The organism is Gemmatimonadota bacterium (assembly GCA_041390105.1).
Lineage (GTDB): Bacteria > Gemmatimonadota > Gemmatimonadetes > Longimicrobiales > Gaopeijiaceae > JAGQIF01.
On sequence record JAWKQO010000002.1, the window covers coordinates 804,453 to 824,370 of the forward strand.

Below are 19,918 nucleotides of genomic sequence, written 5' to 3' on the forward strand. Positions count from 1 at the left end.
CGTCGTCGCACAGATGAACGCACCACGTCGCTTCTCGATCCGCTCCAAGGTCGCCACCGCGTTCGCGGCGCTGGCGCTCATTCCGCTTCTGGCCCTGACCGCGGTGGCCGCCGTCTCGGCGGTGCGCACGCTGCGCAGCAGTGCCGAAGCGAGTCTGGAGTACGATCTGGAGATCGCGCGCCTGCGCGCGGCCCGCTCGCTCCGCCAGGTCGAGCAGAATCTCGACTTCCTGGTCGAGGCGGTGTTGCGCGACCGGTTGGCCGGCGTCGCGGATGATGGCTCCGCCGATGCATTGGCCTCCACGTTCCTGCGTACGGATTCGACGGCCATCCTCCGTGTGAAAGCGATCGACGCCAACGGAGACCTGGTGTTCCAGACGTCGATCCTGCCCGGGGATGGGGAGGAAGGAGGGGCGAGCGGCGAGCTGTTCTACCTCTTCCAGGCCGAGGAGGCAGCACCCGGGCAGGCTCTCTACCTGCCGGTCGAGCTCCGCTCACCGGGGGCTCCCGCAGATCCGGGTGTGATCCCGGCCATCGCCATCGTCGAACCGCTCCACGAGGACGGCGAGCTCATCGGAGTCGCGGTGGCGGAGGCCAGCCTCGCGGCTCTCTTCGAGGGGCTCGAGTACGCATCGCCCGGATTGACCGGTACGACGGGCCTCGTGGACGAGTCGGGGCGCTTCCTCTATCACTCCGACCGCAAGAACGACTGGGCCAGCCTGTTGGCCGCGCAGGGGTCCATCAATCTGCGTACCGACTTCGACGAGGGCGCCGCCCAGGTGATTCTCTCAGGAGGAGCGGGGACGCGACGTCTCCCGGGTGGAGGCATCGTCGGGTTCCGGCCTCTCTCGGGCGGGGACCTGCGCGCGCCGCTCCTCGTGCTCTATCGAGCGCTGGCGCCGGGGGCCGTAGAGGCGTCCGTTCGGCAGTTCCTCCTGCTCACCTCACTGATCGTGGCGGGGACACTGGTGCTGGTGTTGTGGGTCGCTTCCATGGCGGCCGGCCAGCTCACTCGGCCCATCTACGAGCTGCGGTCGGCCGCGCGCAGCCTGGCGCGGGGCGAGGAGAGCAAGCCCTTCCAGTTCCAGACCGGCGACGAGCTGGAAGACCTGGCTCAGGACTTCACTCGGATGGCCGACGCCCTGCAGGCGCAGCAGCAACAGCTGGAAGAGCTGGTCGCCGACCGCACCACGGCTTTGGAGACCACGCGGGCCGAGTTGGCCCAGGTGGTGGCCCACGCGGCCGACGCCATCATCGGGTTGGACATCGACAGCCGCATACGCTTCTGGAATCGTGGCGCGGAGACGCTGTTCGGCTTCTCCGAGGAAGAGGCGATCGACCACGCCGTAGACGATCTGATCGGCGTGGATGTGCCCTGGACCGAGCTGGAGTTCATCCGCCGAACGATGGAACAGGGCGGTACCGTCACCAACCTGCTCACACAACGGACTCCCAAGGACGGGGTGGCTTTTCCCGTTTCTCTGACCCAGGCTCCCGTCATGGATCCCGAGGGGCGAATGGTGGGTGCTTCCCTGGTGGTCCGTGACCATCGGGCGCAGAGCCGTATCGAAGAACAGATGCGGCACTCCGAGCGCCTGGCCGCCGTGAGCATCATGGCGGCAGGACTCGCTCACGAGATCAACAACCCGCTGGCCATCCTGCAGAACCGTATCGAGCTCATGCAGCGTGAGGCCGACCCCGAGTCCGGTTTCGCCCGGGACCTGGAGGTGCTGAGCGCCCATGTGGGTCGGCTCCGCGGCATCACCAGTGACCTGTTGGCGTTCGCCCGCGAGGAGTCCTCCGGCACGGATCAGGTCCACATCGACGCCGTTGCCCAGCGCCTGGTGGACCTGTTGGAGCGAACCTTCGTAACACAGGGAATCCACCTGGTCTCGGACATCGGTCCGGTGCCGCCGGTGGTGGGGGATGAACGTGCCATCGAGGCGGTGTTGGTCAACCTGCTGACCAACGCGGCGCAGGCCACGCCGGACGGAGGGCTGGTGCGCCTCCGCATGGGTCACGACGCGGAGCGGGGCCATGTCTGGGTATGGGTGGAAGACTCGGGGCCCGGGATCCCCCACGAACTGCGGGACCGCATCTTTGAGCCCTTCTTCACCACGAAAGGCGGTACGGGGTTGGGACTGACGTTGTGTAGGACCATCGTGGAGCGACATGGAGGCGTGCTGCGTGTCGATCCAGGATTCGATGAAGGGACACGGTTCGTGCTGGAGCTGCCGGTTCGGGGGGGTGCCACGTGAAGGGCTCACGCATCCTCATTCTCGACGACGAGCCCGAGATGCTGGAGAACCTCAGCCGGCTGTTGGCCGCCGATGGGTTCGTCTGCCACACGCTCACGGGGGCGGGGGCGCTCGAGGGTGAGCTCGAAGAGTTCAAACCTGCCATCGTCATTTCCGACCTCAAGATGCCGGGCGCGGACGGAATGGCCGTCCTCGAGCGGGCTCGCGCGGTCGACGACACGCTGCCCGTGATCCTGATCACGGGCCACGCCACGGTGAGCTCCGCGGTGGCGGCGATCCAGAAGGGGGCCTTCGACTACCTGGCCAAGCCGTTCAGCGCGGATCAGTTGTCGGTTGCGGTCGGCCGAGCGCTCAAGTATCGCGGGCTGCTGCTGGAGAACGAGTCGCTACGGGCCCGGGCCGGGCTGGATGCCGCCAACCGGATCGTGGGCGCCAGTCCGCACATGAAGCGGATCTTCGAGCAGCTCGAGCGAGTGGCGCCCACGGACGCCAGCGTCCTGATCACGGGCGAGAGCGGTACTGGAAAGGAGCTGCTGGCGCGCGCGATCCACGACGCCAGTGCCCGCAAGAGCGGCCCCTTCGTCCCCGTCGACTGTGCTTCGCTGCCGGAAGGGCTCCTGGAGTCGGAGTTGTACGGGCATGAGAAGGGAGCCTTCACGGGAGCGGTGGGTCGGCGCGAGGGGCTGATCGTCTCCGCCAATGGCGGAACATTGTTCCTGGACGAGATCGGCGAGATGCCCCTGACGCTACAAGCCAAGCTCCTGCGCGTCCTGGAAGAGCGGCAGGTGCGCAGCGTAGGCTCTTCGCGCTATCAGCCCATCGATGTGCGCATGGTGGCGGCCACCAACGTGGACCTGGCGGATGAAGTGGCCAACGGGAGCTTTCGGGGAGACCTCTACTATCGGCTCAACGTGGTGCACTTCAGCCTGCCCGCGCTTCGGGAACGACCGGGAGATGCGCTTCTCCTCATCGATCGCTTCGTGGAGCGCTTTGCACGGGAAGGCGGCCGACGCGTTCCCAAAATGTCAAAAGCTGCGCTCCGCACCCTGGAAGCGTATGCCTGGCCCGGCAACGTCCGACAGCTGCGCAACGCCATGGAGCGCGCCGTGATTCTGGACGTGGATGGGGAGATCGGCCTGGACGACCTGCCGCCTGAGATCGTCGGCCATCCCACGGGTTCGCTGAGCGCGGACGACGCGCCGCTGGCATCGCTTCCCTACGCCGATGCACGCGAGCGCGCTCTACGTCAGTTTCGCGGTGCCTACATCGATGCACTGCTACGGGAGCACGGCGGCAACGTGTCCAGCGCCGCCCGCGCTGCGGGGGTGAGCCGCCGCTCGCTACATCGCTGGATCGCCGAGGGCGATGCGGCGGATCTGGAAGAGGAAGGGGAAGGCTCTTGAGTCGGATGCTCGCAGGGTTTCTGCTCGTGGCGCTCCAGCCGGCCGCGCTGCTGGGGCAAACGGACATCGAGGTCCAGGTGCTGTGGCGGGGGCGCCCGGCCACCGAGGCCGTCGTGGAGTTGATCCCCGTGGAGGGCGAGGCCCGGGCCCTGAAGCCCGACACGGTGTTGATCGACCAGCTTCATCTGCGGTTCACTCCCAACATCCTGGGTGTGCCAGCGGGTACGGTCGCCGAGTTCCTCAACTCGGACCAGATCATGCACAACGTGTTCTCGCCGGAACGAAGAGGCGATGCCTTCGACCTCGGCACCTATCCCACGGGGGAGAGCCGCTTCCACACCTTCGGGCAGCCCGGCAGCTACGTGGTGTTGTGCCACGTGCATCCCGAGATGGCGGCGTGGGTGGTGGTCAGCGAGAGCCGCCACGTGGGCGCGACGGACGAGCAGGGTCGCCTACGTTGGGAGGGCGTGGAGCCCGGCGAGTACCGGGTCGTGGGTTGGCTGCGTCGTCGCGTGGTCCACGACGTGCAGGTCCGAATCGAACCAGGACAGACGGCGCTTACCGTGGAGATGGGACGATGAAGCTGGAGCGCACCGGTCTCGGGAGCGTGGGGCGGGTTGGTTGGGCGTTCGCGTTGGTCGTACCGGTGCTGGCCGGGTCGACCGGGCCACTCTGGGTCGGGCCGGCGCCCGACACGCCGGCGCACGCCGACGTCACCCACCTGTCGCGGCCGATTCCGGCCTTCTCGCGCCAGTACCGCACGGCTTGCTCGACCTGCCACACGGCGGCGCCCAAGCTCAACGTCCTCGGGGAGGCTTTTCGTCTGAACGGCTACCGGATGCCGGACAACCAGCTCCTGCTGCGCGAGGACGATCCGGTGTCCCTGGGAGACGAAGCGTGGAAGGACCAGTGGCCTCGGGCGATCTGGCCCGGCGACGTCCCCGGCCAGTCTCCGCTCGCGATCCGGGTCCAAAGCGACATGCAATGGACCCGCGATCAGGCGGTGGACTACGACTTCACCTACCGCTTTCCGCACGAGGTGTATCTGCTCGCCGGCACCAATCTCGGAAACAGCATCGGTGCCTTCCTGGAGAGCGAGTGGAGCCGAGAGGACGGGCTACAGGTCATTCAGGCCAAGTTCAAGTTCCAGGACGTCATCCCCGGCCTGGCTCCACGCCGGGCCAACCTGTGGCTGGGCCTTCAGAATCCCTATCTGTTCTCGTTTGCCGACCGGCAGATCGACCGGGCCGCGCGACAGCAGTTCACCTGGCAGGAGTTTCGAGCCTCCGACCTGCGCTTCGTGGATCCGGAGTCGGGTGCTGACGTGGTCTCGCGCAACGCCTTCCGGCTGGGATGGACACAGCCATCCCTGGAGCTGAACGGCTTGCTCAACTCCCGACTCTACTACGGCGTCGGCCTCGCGCAGGGAACGGCCCGCCAGACCGCGGACAACAACACCGCCAAGGATCTGTATGTGAAGCTGCGCTACAAGCTCGGAGGCCTGGACCTCGAAGGTCAGTATGCCGATGGGGACGGGCCGGTGGTGGGCACCGGCGGGCAGCTCCTCGACCATTCCCTCACGCTCGAGACCTTCGGCTATTTCGGCTCCCAACCGGCGGCGCAGGGCGTCGAGGACCGCACGCGTTCCCTCGGCGTCGCGCTGCGAGCACTCTCCGGCCCCTGGGACGCGGGCATCGGATTCGTACACACCCACCACGACGATCCCTGGGGGAGAGACGCCGACGGCACGTTGGACTACTGGTCCACCTTCGGGAAGCTGGAGGTGCTGGCGTATCCCTGGGTGATTGGATCCCTGAAGGCAGAGGTCTTCGCAGCGCCCGTACCGGAGAATCTGCGTTCTGACGGGTTCACCATCGGCGAACGCCGTCGCACCACGGTCTTGCCCGGCGTGGTGGTTCTGCTGCGCCAGAACGTACGCGGGATCATCGAGGGTGAGATCTTCTTGCGTGACACGCAGTCGCGTGAATTGGGCCGGCGCCGTCCCCACAACCTGTGGGTTCGCCTGGACGTCGCGTTTTAGCAGGGCAGCGGCCACCACGCGCCACCGGACCCTCGGAGCGCGCCCTGGAGCCATCGGGCGTCCGGTGACCCTTGGGTCACGGAGCGGTGACGGCCCCCGTCGCAGGTGGGAAGCGCAGCGTCCCACTCCAACCCGCCCCGGGGCCGGTTCCTGGGACGCCCAAATTCCGTAAGACATTATAATAAAATAACTTATAGGAACCGACTCCCGGGCGGCCCTGCCCGGTACGCCCCCTGCCTTTCTCCTCTGCGGTCTTCTCAGTTCCTACTGCCTCCTGAGAAGGCCTGATGCGCGAAAAACCCGGTGGGTGCCTTCGGGCCCCACCGGGCCCGCGCCGGGGAGGCAGGAGCCAGGACACGGGAGCGGCGTACGCGAGTCCTCACGTTCTGCCACGATTCGTTCGGTCTGGGCCATCTCCGCCGCACCACGACCCTGGCACGTTCCTTCGTCGAAGCCGACCTGGGGGCCAGCGTCCTGTGCGTGACCGGCTCACCCCGCCCTGATCTGTTCGAGCTCCCCCACGGGATCGATTTCGTTCGCCTGCCGGGCGTCACCAAGGGGGATCAGGGCGAGTATGTGCCCCGCCGTCTCTCCGTGTCGACGCCCGAAGTGGTTTCGCTGCGCGCCGCCATGATCAAGGCGGTGGCACACGAGTTCCGCCCCGACGTCATCGTGGTGGACCATTCACCGATCGGGATCGGCGGTGAGCTGCTCCCGATGCTGGAAGAGCAGCGGAGGGTCGGAAACGCGCTGATCGTCCTGGGCATGCGGGACATCGTCGACGAGCCCTTGCGGGCCCGGCGCGAGTTGGCGCGTGAGCACACCCGCCAGGCGCTGGAGACACTCTACGACCGCATCATCGTCTACGGCCATCCGCATGTGTGCGACGTGGCCCTCGAGTATGGGCTGGGGGCTCGCGTCGGGCACAAGCTTCGTTACGTGGGAGTGGCCTGCGCCACGGACCCGGAGTCCCGTCCCGCCGAGCCGACCGCACCAGCGCCCGCTGCTACCGGCGGACTGCTCGTGACGGTGGGGGGTGGGGAGGACGGGCATCCCACCCTGCAGGCCGTGGTCGACTGGCTCGAGTGTGATCAGGAGTCGGCCCAGGCTGCCACGCTCGTGACCGGACCGATGATGGGTGCGGCCGAACGCGATGGATTGGCGCGGCGCGCGGAGCGGGTGGGTGCCCGCGTACTCGAGAGCACGTCGGACCTGCCCGCGTTGCTGGAAGCGTCCGACACGGTGATCGGAATGGGCGGCTACAACACCGTGTACGAGAGCCTGGCCATGCGCAAGCGTGTCGTGGTCATTCCTCGGGTCTATCCACGGCGGGAGCAGTGGGAGCGGGCGCGCCGGCTGAAAGAGCTCAACCTCCTCGACTACGTCGATCCGGCGGAGCTCTCTCGTCCTCGGACCATCGCGTCCGCGGTGGAGCGGGCTCGCGCCCGCACGCCGATCGACCCCGCGGACGTCGGCATCCGTTTTGACGGTGCGCGCGTGGCTGCGGAGTCCCTTCTCTCGGAGGCACACGCTCGCGCGTTGCCTCTGGCATCCTGAGCTCCGGAGGTCGAGTCGTGAGAATCGGGTACGTCCTCAAGTACTTCCCGAAGCTGTCCGAGACGTTCGTGCTGCACGAGATGGTGGCTCTGGAAGCCGCTGGCGCAGACGTCGAGGTATTCGCGCTCGAGGCCTCGGGTGGGGCCCCCTTGGCACCTGCGTTGGGGCGCCTGGCCGCACCGGTCCACTATCTGGGTCAGATGTCCGACGGTGCGTTGTTGTCGGGCCTCCGAGCCCGCCCGGACGAGGTGCGTCGCGCGGTCGGCTTGCACCTCCCGCGCTTGCTCGCCGAGTTGGAGGGCGACAAGACAGGGCTGACTCGACTGCGTCAGGTCGTGGAGCTGGCCCTGCACGTACGGATGCGGGGGATCGAGCACCTCCACGCGCATTTCGCGGGACCAGCGGCGGATCTGGCCCGACTGGTCGCTCGGCTGACGGGAGTTCCCTACAGCTTCACGTGTCACGCAAAAGACATCTACCACGAAAGCGTGACTCCGGCCTTCTTCCGGGCCCTGTGTGCCGAGGCCAAGGCGGTCGTGACGGTGTGCGAGGCCAATCGCCTCCATATCCAGCACCATCTGGTGCCCGACTTGAACGGAAAGCTCCACGTGCTCTACAACGGCGTGGATCTGGATGTCTTCCATCCACGGGATCAGAAAGCCGAGGGGGCGGTGCCCCTGATCGTCGGGGTGGGCCGATTGGTCGCCAAGAAGGGGTTCGCCTACCTCGTCGATGCCGTGGCGCGCCTCGAGCGGAGCGGACGGTCCGTGGAGTGCGTCATCGCCGGCGAAGGTCGTGAGCGTGCCGATCTCGAACAGCGGATCGCCGCTCTTGGCGTTCGCGGGATCCGCCTGATCGGAGCCGCACGCCACGACGAGGTCCGAGCGCTCCTGGGGCGTGCCACGGCCGTGGCCCTGCCCTGTGTGGTCGATGACGATGGCAACCGGGACGCGCTGCCGACGGTGCTGTTGGAAGCAATGGCGGCGGGCGTGCCGGTGGTGAGCACTCCGGTGACGGGCGTCGCGGAGATCATCGACGACGGCGTCACCGGTCTGCTGGTTCCCGAACGCGACGCACCGGCGCTCGCGGAAGCGCTGGGCCGCCTGCTGGACGATCCGCAGTGGGCCGAGCGTCTGGGCCGGGCGGGCCGGGCCCGTGCCGAAGAGCGCTTCGATCTGCACAAGAACGCCGAGACCCTGCTCGACCTGCTCCAGGCCGACTCGCTGCAGGAGGCCGTGGCATGAGACCCCTTCGCCTGGGATACCTGTGTGCAGATCCGGGCATTCCGCCGGACGGGACCAAAGGTGCCTCGGTGCACTTTCGTGAGTTCGGGCGTGCGTTGGTCCGGAACGGGGTCGAGTTGCAGGCGGTGACCCGGCGTGGTCCCGGGGGACCCTGGGGCGAGTTTCCGTTGCGGGTCGCCCAGATCGGAGAGCGTGCGGCGGACTCCCTGGTCCGCGAGCTGGACGACCTCACGGATCAGCAGCCCGTGGTGGAGGCGCTCGATGCCAGTGGGCCCATCGACGCGATCTATGAGCGCTATACGTTGTTCGGGCTGGCGGGGCTCCGACATGCGCGCTCACGAGGCGTCCCGCACTTCCTCGAGGTGAACGCCCCCTTGTGGGAAGAGGCACGGACCTATCGCTCGCTGTCCCTGTCCGGGACGGCGCATGCCATCGCGCGCGAGTTGTTCCGCCGGGCCAGCCGCGTACTGGTCGTCTCCGAGGGTCTGCGTGACCGCGTGATCGCCGAAGGCGCGGACCCGGATCGGGTGGTCGTGTTTCCCAACGGCGTGGCGCCTTCGTTCCTGAACGACGGCGCTCCCGCACCGCGTCCCGAGGTTCTGCAGGGTCGTCCCGTGCTCACCTTCGTGGGATCGCTGAAGCCCTGGCACGGGATCGAGATGCTGCTGGACGCGTTCGTTGCGATGCCGGAGCGGCTCGGGTTGGGGTTGTGGGTGATCGGGGACGGCCCCGAGGCGGCGCGTGTGGATCGCCTGGCCGCTCGGCATCCGGACCGCGTTGTGCGCACGCCCGCCGTGGCTCACGAGGATGTGCCGGCGGTGCTGCGCGCCTCGGACATCACCGTGGCGCCCTACACGGCGGCCAGCCCGTCCTACTTCTGTCCTCTGAAGGTGATCGAGGCCTTCGCCGTGGGCGTGCCATTGCTCGCCAGTGCGGTGCCGGCCGTCGAGCGCCTCGACCTGGAGGGCATCCATCTCGACACGTTCCAACCTGGGTCGCTCTCCAGCTTCCGGGCCGCGCTGGAGGCGGTGCTGGCGGACCTGCCCGCGGCGCAGGGCCGGGCGCACGCCAACCGCGAGGTCGCGCGACGACGCTACACCTGGGATCAGCGAGCCCTCGAGCTGAAGGCGATGCTCAAGCAGAGCGTGCGGGCGCCGCGTCGGGCAGGAGCGGCCTGATGGCCCGTCAGCGCCTGCGGCACCGGATCGTGGGGACGCTGGGGCCCTTCCGGACGCTGGCGCCCTACTCCAAGCCCTACCGCAGCACGTTCGTATCTGCGGGTCTGCTCACAGTCGTGGTGATCGCCAGTGAGCTGCTCAAGCCATGGCCGATCAAGCTGGTGCTGGATCAGGTCATCCTGGAGCGGCCCTGGGCGCTCCTGCCGGCCGCGTTGAGCGGCGCCGACGGACGGGCTCTCCTTCTCTGGATCAGTTGTGCGCTGCTCCTGGTCGTGGCCGTGCTGGGAGGCCTGGCGGAGTATGCCCGCACGGTCCAGATCGCACAGGCGGGGAATCGGATTGTCGCGCAGCTGCGGTCTGATCTTCACGATCGATTGATCCGCATGTCGCTTTCGTTCCATGCACGCTATCCGCGCGGGGACCTGTTGGTCCGGCTCACCGGGGATGCGGCCATGCTGAAGATGCTGCTGCTCGAAGGCGTGGTGCTCTTCGCGCAGGAGCTGCTGCTGGTGGTCGGGATCGTGCTGGTGGCGTTTTCGCTGAATGCCACGCTGACGATGGTCGCCGTGGTCACAATGCCGGTGGTCACCGCGATCGTGTTCTACTACGGCCGCCGGATCCGTACGGCAGCCCGCAAGCAGCGACGCAAGGAAGGTCAGATCGCGGTGAATGCCGCGGAGTCGCTGCTGGCAGTGCCGGAGATCCAGGCGTACGGGCTCGAGGATCGGGCCGGTGCCTTCTTCGGAAAACATGCCAACAAGAGCGAGAAGGCTGCGGTGGCGGCCACGAGGCTCGAGGGGCAGATGGGGAGGGCAGCCGATGTCGCGATCGCGCTGGGGACGGGTGTGGTGCTTTGGGTCGGGGCCCGGCAGGTGCTGGCTGGACGCCTGAGCCCCGGTGAGATGCTCGTGTTCGTATCGTACGTGCGCGCGCTGTTCAAGCCGTTGCGCCGCGTGACCTCGCTCGCCGCCAAGATGGTCAAGTCGGCGGCGGGAGCAGAGCGCCTCCTCGAGATTCTCGACACCGAGCCGGATCTGCGCGACCCGAGCCCCGCGCCCGAGCCGACGCGCCTGCGGGGCGATCTGCGCTTCTCGCGGGTGTCCTACGCCTACACGGATGACGCACCGGACGTGCTCGACGAAGTCGACCTTCACATTCGTCCCGGTGAGGTCGTGGCGCTGCTCGGCACCAACGGAGCCGGCAAGTCCACGCTGGTTTCGCTGATCCCACGGCTACGCGACGTGCGCACCGGACAGGTCCTCGTCGACGGACAGGACGTCAGGTCCCTCTGCATCGCCGATCTACGCAGCCAGGTCGCGATGGTGTTCCAGAAGACGGTGCTGTTCGATGGCACCATCGAGGAGAACGTCCGCATGGGCGGCCCAGCCACCACGGACGAAGCGGTCCAGCGGGCCCTGCGGCTTTCCGGCCTCAAGGAGGTCGTCGGTCACCTTCCCAGGGGTGTGCAGACTCGGGTGGGAGAGGTCGGCGACGCCCTCTCGGGTGGCCAGCGCCAACGCGTGGCCCTGGCTCGGGCGCTGCTCAGGGACGCCGCAGTGGTGGTCTTCGATGAACCCACCAGCGCCCTCGATCCTGCCGGGGTCCAGCGCCTCATCGAGGATGTCTTGCCGGCCTTGCGCGGGAGAACCGTGTTGCTCGTCACGCACGACCGGCGCCTGGCGTTGGCCGCCGATCGAGCGGTGGCCCTCCAGCGAGGCCGAGTGGGATTCGACGGCGCGCCGTTGGCCGCGCTGGAATGGTTGGCCGCGCAGGAGTCCGATCACACACCCGACTTCGCGGAGTTGGAGGCATGAGCGCGCTCCCCTTGCCCCAGACCGACGACCGGCCCGTCCTTCTTCCCAGGGCGGTCGAAGACTCCCGGAGCGCGCGGTTGGTGGCGCAGCGGATTCGTGCCCATCTGCTTCGTCCGGGCTACGAGCTGGTGAACCTGACTCCCGTCTACTCCCGCTTCAAAGGCGACGACGGGGGGCTGGTGACCTACCGAGTGGAGTTGCTTGGGGGACCGGACGCCGGCACGACGTTCGTCAGCGTGCGCACGGGATCTGGGTGGCGCCTGGAGTCGCAGGCGGAGCGGTTCGACGACCCTGTCTTCGCGCAGCGGACCGGAGCGCTCGAGCCGTTCCATCTGGACGCTCGTGCCGGCATTCTCCTTGTCAGCTTCCCCATGGACCGGGGGCTCCGACACCTGCACCGGGCCCTGCGACCGAAATGGATCCGACGCTGGCTGGAGCCCGCAGGCCTGCTGCCGGGCGCGGAAGGCGCCGGGCTTTCCAGCGAGGCCAGCCGCGTGGTGGTGGTCAGCTACAGACCCGAGCGACGCGCGGTCCTCCGCCTCGACCCCGTGTTCGAGAACAGCGGTTCTCGCGGGCCTTCGCTGTTCCTGCGCATGCACGCCGATCCCTCGGGAGCGGACCGTGCCGTTGCGTGCGAGCACGCGCTTGCCGCTGCCGGGCTGGACGCGCCGCGCCCCCTCGGGCGCCCCCGTCCTGATCTGGCAGTCGAGTCTGGGTGCAGCGGTGTGCCGGTGGGGTCCGCCGCGGTCACCAACCTGCAGCTGATGCGGGCACTGGGTCGCTTGTTGGCCCGCGTGCATGCGATCGAACCGCCCGCTGCGCTGGAGGACCTCCCGATCGACACGGTACCCGACCAAGCGCGCCGCTGTGCGGCAGACCTCGAGCGTGTGCATCCAGGCCTGGGCGCCTGGGCACTCAGTTGTGTCGAGTGCCTGGGTCCTGCGCCCGGATCGTCCGAGCGCGTGCTGCTGCATGGCGACCTCCACCTCGGCCAGGTTCTCATCGACGGCGCACGACTGACCCTGGTCGACTGGGATCGTGGGTGCGCTGGAGATCCGGCCTACGATCTCGGGACGCTTGCTGCCCACCTGTACTACGCGCACGGACGGAGAGTCGACCCGGCGTTTCAGGAGGTCGTGCACGGCTATCGCGACGCGGGTCGCCACGTCGACGAGGAGAAGTTGCGTTGGCACCATGCTCAGGCGTTGCTGCGCCTGGTGAACACCCCCTTCCGAAGCCTGCGCCCCGATTGGCCGGAGCGCACAGAGTGGATTCTCGCACGCCTGGAGGAGGTTGTCGGGTGTTGAGCGCGACGCGAACCCATGAACCCGAGGTGGACCGGCTGCGACGGGCGATCATTCGCTCCGCGGCTCAAGCGGTCAACGAGAGTGCCCCGCTGGACGTCATCGATCCGCGCGGGATGATCTTCGATCGCGATCCCACGGGGCGGTGGACGCTCCGTGTACGCGGGACGGACCGGCAGATGGTGTTGGGGCTGGGGAAGGGCGAGAGGCCCTGGGTGCAGCCCGATGCCCTCGACTGGCGCGTCATGCCCCTGGATGAGGACGTCGATCTCCCGGGCCGTCGCGTGCTGGGTGAGGCCCACGATCTGGAGACGCTGGTGGACATGGCCCTTCCCCTGACCGTGACTCCCGTCACCTATCGGCGGGGCCGGCGAGCGGTGTTGAGGATCGCGTCCGCGGAACACGGCGAGGTTCGCTATCTGAAGCTGCTGTCCCGGAAGGCGCTCAAGAAGGCGCACCGTGCCGTGAAGACCGTCCGGCATCTGGGCCTGGACTGCGTTCTGCTGCCAAGGCACCTCCACGAGGGTTTCGCGGCCCTCGTCTTCGACGAGCTGAGCGAACCGTCGCTGCACGATCGGCTGTGGGCGGGTGACGACGTGGATCTGGCTCCTGTCCTGGAGGGACTCGCGGCCCTGAAGTCCGCCAGTCCCTCCACGGACCTGCCCCGCCGCAACGTCGCGAGCGAACGCGAGTCTGCGGAGCTGTTGCTGCGGACGTCGGTGTCCTTCCTGCCGGGCCTGGGCCCGCTCCTGGACGCGCTGCGCCACGTATCGCTGCCGGAGCTGGACGGCGTCGGGCTGATCCATGGGGATCTGCACGACAAGCAGATCTTCTTCCAACAGGGCGAGATGCGCCTCATCGATGCGGAGAGCCTCGCCGTGGGAGCGATTGAGGTCGACCTGGTGAACCTTGCCGAACACCTGCGGTTGCGAGGTCTGCAGGGCTGCGAGGGGGCGCCGGCGTGTGCGGAGCGCCTGTGGGCCGAGGCGGACCTCGACCGGAGTGACCCGGCCATCCAGGCGTTGAGCGCACTGGTCCGAGCACGTTTGGCGGCGGTGTACGCTCGGCGTCCGTGGTGGTGGGGCCTTTCGCTGCAGCTTGCCGATGAGGCGGTGGCAATGCTGGCGGAGCTCGACTGAGATGGTGAGTCGCCTTCTGCCGGTGCTGGCGCTGCTGGCGGTGCTGCCGCCCGCGGACGCCCAGGCACAAGTGCTGGTGCCCGGCCAGGGGGTGTCCGTCGACATCCGGCTGGGGGAGGGGGGAAGCTGGATCGCGGAGGACATCGAGGTGCTGTCGCGGCCGCGCTCTCTCTCGCTGCGTGGACCGATCGAAGCGCTGGATGTGGAGGGCTCCCGCCTCAAGGTGCTGGGCCGCTGGATCCGTTTCGGGCCGGACTCGACCACCTTCGTTCCTGCGCGCCAGGGAGCATCGCTGGCCGCCTTCGAGCAGTGGGAGTGGATGGAGGTCAAGCTGACGGAGCTCGGCACTCCCGAGCCGGTAGCAGCGCGCGTCGACCTCTACGCCAAGACCTCGCGGACGGTGAAGGGGACAGTGACTGCGGTGAATCGGGCGGCGGGGCGCACCGTACTGTATGTCAACGGTTTCCCCATCGAGATCACCCGGGAGACGGATGTCGACGATGAGGCGGGGGGCATGTTCACCGAGCTGTTCGGCGAGCTGAAGTCCGAGGATCTCATCGGAGATGATCCGGGCTACCGCCAGATCGGCTCGAATCTCTTCGTTTCGGGGAGTCTCCGGCCCATCGCGCAGGTCCAGAGCTCCTTTTCCTTGGCAGAGAACTCGGACGATGTCTTCGGAATCGGCGAGCCTTCGGCCCGGGCCGAGATGATGGCGGTGCTGCCGGGTGGGGCCAAGCTCTTCGCGCAGGGACAGCTGCGGACCCGCTACGAGCTCTACCGTACCGAGGACGTGTTGGCGGACGAGGTGTCCACCGACCCGGAAGTGCAACTGCGGCAACTCTACGTGTCCGCCCCATCACTCCTCGATCTTCCCATCGGCGTCACTGCCGGGAAGCAGCGCGTTCGCGACAACCGTGAGTTCCTCTTCGACGAGTACCTCGACGGCCTGAGGGTGTACGCCTATCCTCTGCAGCCACTGGTGCTCGAGGCCTCGTTCTTTGCGCCCGTCGTGCCGCTGCGCGACCGCTATGAGACGTGGAAGGATCTGCTGCTGCAAGCACGCTGGTTCGTCGGTGACGACTGGCGGACCAACGTCTACATGCTGCGCCGCTCGGACACGGACGAGGCGCGCGGTCGCAATGTCCGCTACTACGGCGCGTCGCTGGAAGGGAAGCACGACTTCCTCAAGGTGTGGGGCAACGGAGCGCTGCTGCGGGGGGAGGACAAGGGACGTGCGCAGGACGCGTATGCCTGGGACGTCGGGGTGGCGCTGCGGGCTCGGCACCTGGCCCTGCAGCCGGGAGTCAGCCTGTCACGGGCCAAGGGCTCCGGAGACCGCGACGGCGGCGATGCCACGTCCAACGAATTCCGGCAGTCGGGCTACCACGACAACTCCAGCCGCGTCTGGGGTCTCGCGTCGTTCCGACACTTCGGCGAGGCGCTCGATCCCGAGCTGAGCAATCTGAACATCGTGACGGCCAGTGTGGGAATTCGGACCGCGTCCCGCTTCTCGCTCGACCTGGTTGGACATCAATACTGGTTGGTGGAGTTGACGGACCAACTGGACAACGTCGACCTGGAGACGTCCGACACACCTTTGAGTGGGGGCAGCTACGACGTGGGCTACGGCGCTGACGTGGTGCTGGCTTTGCGTGATGTTTTCCCCGGAACCCATTTCACCTACAAGCTGGGGGCCTTCGTACCTGGCGATGCATTCGAGAATTCCGCAGGCCTGGCCTGGCTACACAAGCTGGAGTTCAGGATCGACTTCTGAAGCGTCCCTCGTCCGCCGCGTCTTCGGGGTGATGCGGTGTCTCGGCGTATGCTTCATGATGGTGGCGTGTTCGCCGCCCCCTACGGGGGTGGCCCGTATGCCGCAGGTGACCCTCTCCGTGTCTTCGGGATGGTCGGCGGCCGCAGGCGTGTCCAGCCGCGACATCATCCAGAGCGATGGGGCCAATACGCTGCGACTTGCGCGCATAGCGCTGGTGGTCCGCAAGCTCGAGCTCAAGCGACGCTTCCAGAGCGGGTGCTCCACCGTGCCCACGTCGGATCCCACCTGCCAGACCTTCGCGGTGGGACCGCTGCTGGTGGAGCTCCCGGTGGACCGGGAAACCGCCGCGGTGGTCTCCGTGGACGTCACCCCGGGCATCTACGACGAAGTGGAGTTCGAGATCCACAAGCCGGACGACGACACCCCCGGGGATCGGGAGTTCCTGACCCGTTGGCCCGAGTTCCGGCGCGTATCCATCCGCGTGGAGGGCGAGTACAACGGTGAGCCCTTCGTCTTCACGCAAGACCTGAACGAGAGCCAGCAAGCCGACCTCGTGCCTGCCCTGGAGGTCCTGGAGGACGCCCCCGCGACCAATGTGACCCTGCGGGTGGACGCGCGCAGCTGGTTCTGGCGTGGCGCCGCGCTGGTGGACCCGCGAGCCGCGCTCAAGGGCGGTCCAGACGAGAAGGTCGTCGAAGACAACATCGAGCGCTCGATCGCGGCATTCGTGGACCGCGACTGGAACGGCCAGCCGGACAACTAGCGAGGAGGCAGCTAGCGACTACCCTGCGAATGGGGCGCTGCTTGCCAGAGTGCTCGAAAGCGGGGGTCGTCGCGCAGCGGGGCCCAGGTAAGGCGCGTCTCCAGCGTGTGGACGGTGACCTCGGACGGCACCGAGAGCAGATAGCGCAGGTCTGCGACCGCAGCATCCACGTCCCCAAGCTCCGCATAGGCTTGCGCCCGGCGGCGGATGACCTGGATCTGCTGCACGGGCTCGACGTCGATGGCAGCGGCGCGCACCAGCGCCGCTCGCGCCTCCTCCGTCCGTCCCGCGCGGGCCAGGTCGCGGGCCACTCGCGTTCGCCACTCGGCTTCCTCGAACGGAGGTAGCCCATCCGGTACGGGCCGTCGGGTCGTGGCCAGCGAATCCCAGTACACGCGGGCGATGGCGTCGCGCCCGGCCGCACGGTGCATCCAGGCGTGCTGAGCGTAGCAGGCGCAGCGGTACCTGGGATCCTCCGCATCCACCTTCAGGCGGGCGACGAGCGTGTCGTAGGCTCCGCCGACGAGCAGCTCGGGAAAGTTGTTGATCCAGCCCGCGAGCACCGTTGGCGGCATCGGCCGCTTCGTGTGCTCGTCCTCGAACACCTGCTGCAGGATGTCGATGCTGACGCCGGTGGCCAGGTGCAGCCAGAGGCTCTCGCTGAGGACCCGGTTCTGGTCTGCTTCGTCGCGCGCCATGCGCTCGGCCCGAGCCAGGTAGTAGCGCGCATCCTCGAAGCGCCGCAGGTAGCGAGCGAGCCGGGCGGCCGCCACGCGCTCGGCGGTGCCGGCCGAGTCCGAGTCGGCCAGCAGGGCCACACGGTCGAACTCCGCTTCGATCTGCTTGGTGACCTGGGCGGCCGCGGGAGTCGCGAACGCCAAGGTCAGAAGGCCTGCGGCCAGGGCTGGGTTCTTCAAGGGTCGGCCCTCCTCTCTCCTGAAACAGTAGCGAATTCGGGGGACTGCGGCCCAGGACCGACCTCCGTGGGCCGGGGTGGCTGGACGGAAGCTCGCCCAACGCCTATCTGATTCGGGAGATCCGGTCCGGAGATCAGGGGGAACCATGCCGCGTCACGGGAGGACACTGGGGGTCGGGGCCGCGCTGTGGCTGGCCAGCGTGGCGAACGGCGGTGCCCAGGACCAGTTCGGGCGTGCGGTGGCGGTGGCGGGAGATCACGTGATCGTGGTCAAGCCCACGGTCGGGCGGGGACCCGCCATGCTCTATGTGTTCTCGCGCGACGGCAGTGAGCGAGAGCGCCTGACCGTGGCGCGCAGCGCGCGCACCGGCGAGGGAGTCAGCCCTTCTCTCAGCGCCCAGTCCGGCGCCTTCGTCGTGGGGAGCGGCGATCCGGAGAACCGCCTCGCCGGCCACATGTTCCGGCGGGGAGCGGGGGGACAGTGGGCCTGGGATACCAGTCCCGCCATCGCGCCGGCGCCGGCCACGGGCGGTCCGGCCCTCGACTTCGCGGGCATCCTCCGGATCCTGCAACCGCCCTCGCGCGTCGTTGCGCTCGACGGGGATCGGCTGCTCGCGGGCGTCGTGGGCGCGCCCGGGGGAGAGCGGGGCGTCCGGGTGCTGGAGAAGAACGCCGAGGGCACGTGGGCGCCGGTCGCCCTTCTGGCGGCCCCGGAAGGACCCGATGCCCGCTTCGGCAGCGCGCTGTGGCTCAACGGGGACGAGGCCTGGGTCGGTGCGCCTGGCTTCGAGGGGACGGGAGCCGTATTCCGGTTCGTCCGCCAAGCGAACGGCGCGTGGACCCAGGATGCGGTCCTCCGGGGGGAGACGCTGCCTCCCGGGTCGCGTATGGGGGAGGCGCTGGTGCTGGCGGGCAGCCGCCTGGTTGCCGGCGCCCCGGGGGCCGATGGCTCGCGCGGGCTCGTCCTGGTGTTCTCGCCCACCTCGGTCGGGGGCTGGGCCGAGGTGCAGCGTCTCGAGGGCGAGGCACCGGGCGACGCGTTCGGGAGTGCGCTGGCGTACGGAGCGCGCGAGTTGTGGGTCGGCGCTCCCCAACGGGATGCCCGAGCGGGCGCCGTGTACCGGTGGGGTGACGGTGAGGACGGCCTGGTCGCCCTGGGTCCCCTGCCGTTGGGCGCCGCGCAGGCCGGTGATCTTGTCGGCATCGCCCTCGCCCTGACGGACGAGATCGGGGTCGTGGGCGCTCCGGGCGCGGTTGGCGGGGTGGGGCGCGCTGCGGTCCTGCAGCGCCGGAACGGAGCGCAGTGGTCGATCGAGCGTTGGGTCGAACCGCTCGGGCGGCTGGCCTCCGCCAGGGATGGGGAGGTCCCGTGCGTGGAAGGAGCCGCTGCGGGATTCAAGTGCGAGAACGTCGATCTGTTGTCCTTCGTTTCACTGCAGGATCTCGGTGCTCATCCGGGTGAACGCGTGAGCGACCTCTGGGGATGGACGGATCCCCAGACGGGTCGCGAGTACGCGCTCGTGGGTCGGACCGCTGGCGCTGCCATCGTCGATGTCACCGATGCGGGTGCGCCCCGCTTTCTGGGATTGGTGCCGGGCAACCCCAGTGGTGCGCGCGACCTCAAGGTGTATCGCGATCACCTGTTCTTCACGGGAGACGGCGCAGGCGAACACGGCTTGGTGGTCTTCGACCTCACGCGGATTCGCGACCTCGACGCCACGGCGCCCACCACCGTCGCCCCCGATACCGTCTATCACGGGATCGCGAGCGCACACAACCTGGTCATCGACACGGGGAGCGGGTACGCCTTCCCGGTCGGCGCGAGCGGCGGGGGTGAGACCTGCGGCGGCGGGCTGCACATGGTGGACATCAGGGATCCCAAGGCGCCGGTCTTCGCAGGGTGCTACACCGACACGGAGGGGCTCATCTGGCAGGGTCGGACGCACGACGCGCAGTGCGTCGTCTACGACGGACCCGACGAGCCCCACCGAGGACGGCAGATCTGCTTCGCGTCGAACGAGACCGCCATCCGGATCGTCGACGTCACCGACAAGGCCAATCCCACCCCGATCGGCGTGGCGACCTATCCCGGCCGGGCCTACGTGCACCAGGGATGGTTGTCGGACGACCAGCGCTACTTCTACATGAACGACGAGCTGGACGAGCTCGTGGGCACGGCGCCCCGTACGCGTACCTACGTCTGGGACGTGTCCGAGCTCGACGACCCCATCTTGCTGCGGACGGTCGACGGGCCGGACACGTCGACGGACCACAACCTGTTCGTCAAAGGCGACCGGATGTACCAGGCCAACTACCAGGCCGGCTTCCGGGTCTTCGACCTGAGCGACCCCGAGAACCCCGTCGAGATCGGGTGGTTCGATACGACGCCCTACGAAGGCAATCCTCCCGGATTCGTGGGCGCGTGGACCGCGTATCCGTTCTTCGCGAGCGGCACGGTCATCGTCTCCAGCATGAACGAAGGGCTGTTTCTGCTGCGGCCGCGCGGCCGCCCCTTGATCCCTTGAGTC

Annotated in this window: 14 protein-coding genes; 13 read left to right on the forward strand and 1 reads right to left on the reverse strand. The window is 68.2% G+C overall.

Annotation, left to right across the window (positions count from 1 at the left end; genetic code table 11):
* Positions 1 to 13: 13 nt before the first annotated feature.
* From R3E10_12620 to R3E10_12675, 12 genes are all read left to right on the forward strand, one after another.
* The gene (locus R3E10_12620) at positions 14 to 2,257 is read left to right on the forward strand and encodes an ATP-binding protein (GenBank protein ID MEZ4416583.1); all 2,244 of its coding nucleotides are present in this window, start codon (positions 14 to 16) and stop codon (positions 2,255 to 2,257) included.
* Entirely contained in the window at positions 2,254 to 3,660 is a 1,407-nt protein-coding gene (locus R3E10_12625) for a sigma-54 dependent transcriptional regulator (protein MEZ4416584.1), read from the forward strand. Before R3E10_12620 ends, R3E10_12625 begins: the two co-directional genes overlap by 4 nt.
* Positions 3,657 to 4,241, forward strand: a complete 585-nt coding sequence (locus R3E10_12630) for a hypothetical protein (protein ID MEZ4416585.1) — start codon at positions 3,657 to 3,659, stop codon at positions 4,239 to 4,241. The genes R3E10_12625 and R3E10_12630 overlap by 4 nt, the downstream gene beginning before the upstream one ends.
* Positions 4,238 to 5,701, forward strand: coding sequence for a hypothetical protein (locus tag R3E10_12635; protein ID MEZ4416586.1), 1,464 nt, complete (start codon positions 4,238 to 4,240; stop codon positions 5,699 to 5,701). The genes R3E10_12630 and R3E10_12635 overlap by 4 nt, the downstream gene beginning before the upstream one ends.
* 303 nt (positions 5,702 to 6,004) lie before the next feature.
* A complete protein-coding gene (locus tag R3E10_12640; protein ID MEZ4416587.1) occupies positions 6,005 to 7,258 on the forward strand; it encodes a glycosyltransferase in 1,254 nt (417 codons plus the stop codon).
* 17 nt (positions 7,259 to 7,275) lie between these two features.
* Positions 7,276 to 8,502 carry a glycosyltransferase family 4 protein gene (locus R3E10_12645; protein ID MEZ4416588.1) on the forward strand — a complete coding sequence of 409 codons (1,227 nt, stop codon included), beginning with the start codon at positions 7,276 to 7,278 and terminating at the stop codon, positions 8,500 to 8,502.
* A complete protein-coding gene (locus R3E10_12650; protein MEZ4416589.1) occupies positions 8,499 to 9,680 on the forward strand; it encodes a glycosyltransferase family 4 protein in 1,182 nt (393 codons plus the stop codon). Before R3E10_12645 ends, R3E10_12650 begins: the two co-directional genes overlap by 4 nt.
* Positions 9,680 to 11,494 carry an ABC transporter ATP-binding protein gene (locus R3E10_12655; GenBank protein MEZ4416590.1) on the forward strand — a complete coding sequence of 605 codons (1,815 nt, stop codon included), beginning with the start codon at positions 9,680 to 9,682 and terminating at the stop codon, positions 11,492 to 11,494. Before R3E10_12650 ends, R3E10_12655 begins: the two co-directional genes overlap by 1 nt.
* Positions 11,491 to 12,801 carry an aminoglycoside phosphotransferase family protein gene (locus R3E10_12660; GenBank protein ID MEZ4416591.1) on the forward strand — a complete coding sequence of 437 codons (1,311 nt, stop codon included), beginning with the start codon at positions 11,491 to 11,493 and terminating at the stop codon, positions 12,799 to 12,801. Before R3E10_12655 ends, R3E10_12660 begins: the two co-directional genes overlap by 4 nt.
* Positions 12,798 to 13,937: a hypothetical protein gene (locus R3E10_12665; protein MEZ4416592.1), complete on the forward strand. Its 1,140-nt coding sequence runs from the start codon at positions 12,798 to 12,800 to the stop codon at positions 13,935 to 13,937. The genes R3E10_12660 and R3E10_12665 overlap by 4 nt, the downstream gene beginning before the upstream one ends.
* Before the next feature lies 1 nt (position 13,938).
* Positions 13,939 to 15,711, forward strand: coding sequence for an alginate export family protein (locus R3E10_12670; GenBank protein ID MEZ4416593.1), 1,773 nt, complete (start codon positions 13,939 to 13,941; stop codon positions 15,709 to 15,711).
* A 97-nt stretch (positions 15,712 to 15,808) separates the two neighbouring features.
* On the forward strand, positions 15,809 to 16,474 hold the full coding sequence (locus R3E10_12675; GenBank protein ID MEZ4416594.1) for a hypothetical protein: 666 nt from the start codon (positions 15,809 to 15,811) through the stop codon (positions 16,472 to 16,474).
* An 11-nt stretch (positions 16,475 to 16,485) separates the two neighbouring features.
* On the opposite strand, the gene R3E10_12680 is transcribed toward R3E10_12675, so the two are convergent.
* Positions 16,486 to 17,391, reverse strand: coding sequence for a hypothetical protein (locus tag R3E10_12680; protein MEZ4416595.1), 906 nt, complete (start codon positions 17,389 to 17,391; stop codon positions 16,486 to 16,488).
* Positions 17,392 to 17,536: 145 nt separating this feature from the next.
* Between R3E10_12680 and R3E10_12685 the strand changes: the two genes are divergently transcribed.
* Positions 17,537 to 19,915: a choice-of-anchor B family protein gene (locus R3E10_12685; GenBank protein MEZ4416596.1), complete on the forward strand. Its 2,379-nt coding sequence runs from the start codon at positions 17,537 to 17,539 to the stop codon at positions 19,913 to 19,915.
* Positions 19,916 to 19,918: the final 3 nt, after the last annotated feature.

Coding starts and splice junctions, on each gene's coding strand:
- R3E10_12620 (MEZ4416583.1), top strand. CDS start 14: ATGAACGCACCACGTCGCTTCTCGATCCGCTCCAAGGTCGCCACCGCG.
- R3E10_12635 (MEZ4416586.1), top strand. CDS start 4,238: ATGAAGCTGGAGCGCACCGGTCTCGGGAGCGTGGGGCGGGTTGGTTGG.
- R3E10_12650 (MEZ4416589.1), top strand. CDS start 8,499: ATGAGACCCCTTCGCCTGGGATACCTGTGTGCAGATCCGGGCATTCCG.
- R3E10_12655 (MEZ4416590.1), top strand. CDS start 9,680: ATGGCCCGTCAGCGCCTGCGGCACCGGATCGTGGGGACGCTGGGGCCC.
- R3E10_12660 (MEZ4416591.1), top strand. CDS start 11,491: ATGAGCGCGCTCCCCTTGCCCCAGACCGACGACCGGCCCGTCCTTCTT.
- R3E10_12670 (MEZ4416593.1), top strand. CDS start 13,939: ATGGTGAGTCGCCTTCTGCCGGTGCTGGCGCTGCTGGCGGTGCTGCCG.
- R3E10_12675 (MEZ4416594.1), top strand. CDS start 15,809: ATGCCGCAGGTGACCCTCTCCGTGTCTTCGGGATGGTCGGCGGCCGCA.
- R3E10_12685 (MEZ4416596.1), top strand. CDS start 17,537: ATGCCGCGTCACGGGAGGACACTGGGGGTCGGGGCCGCGCTGTGGCTG.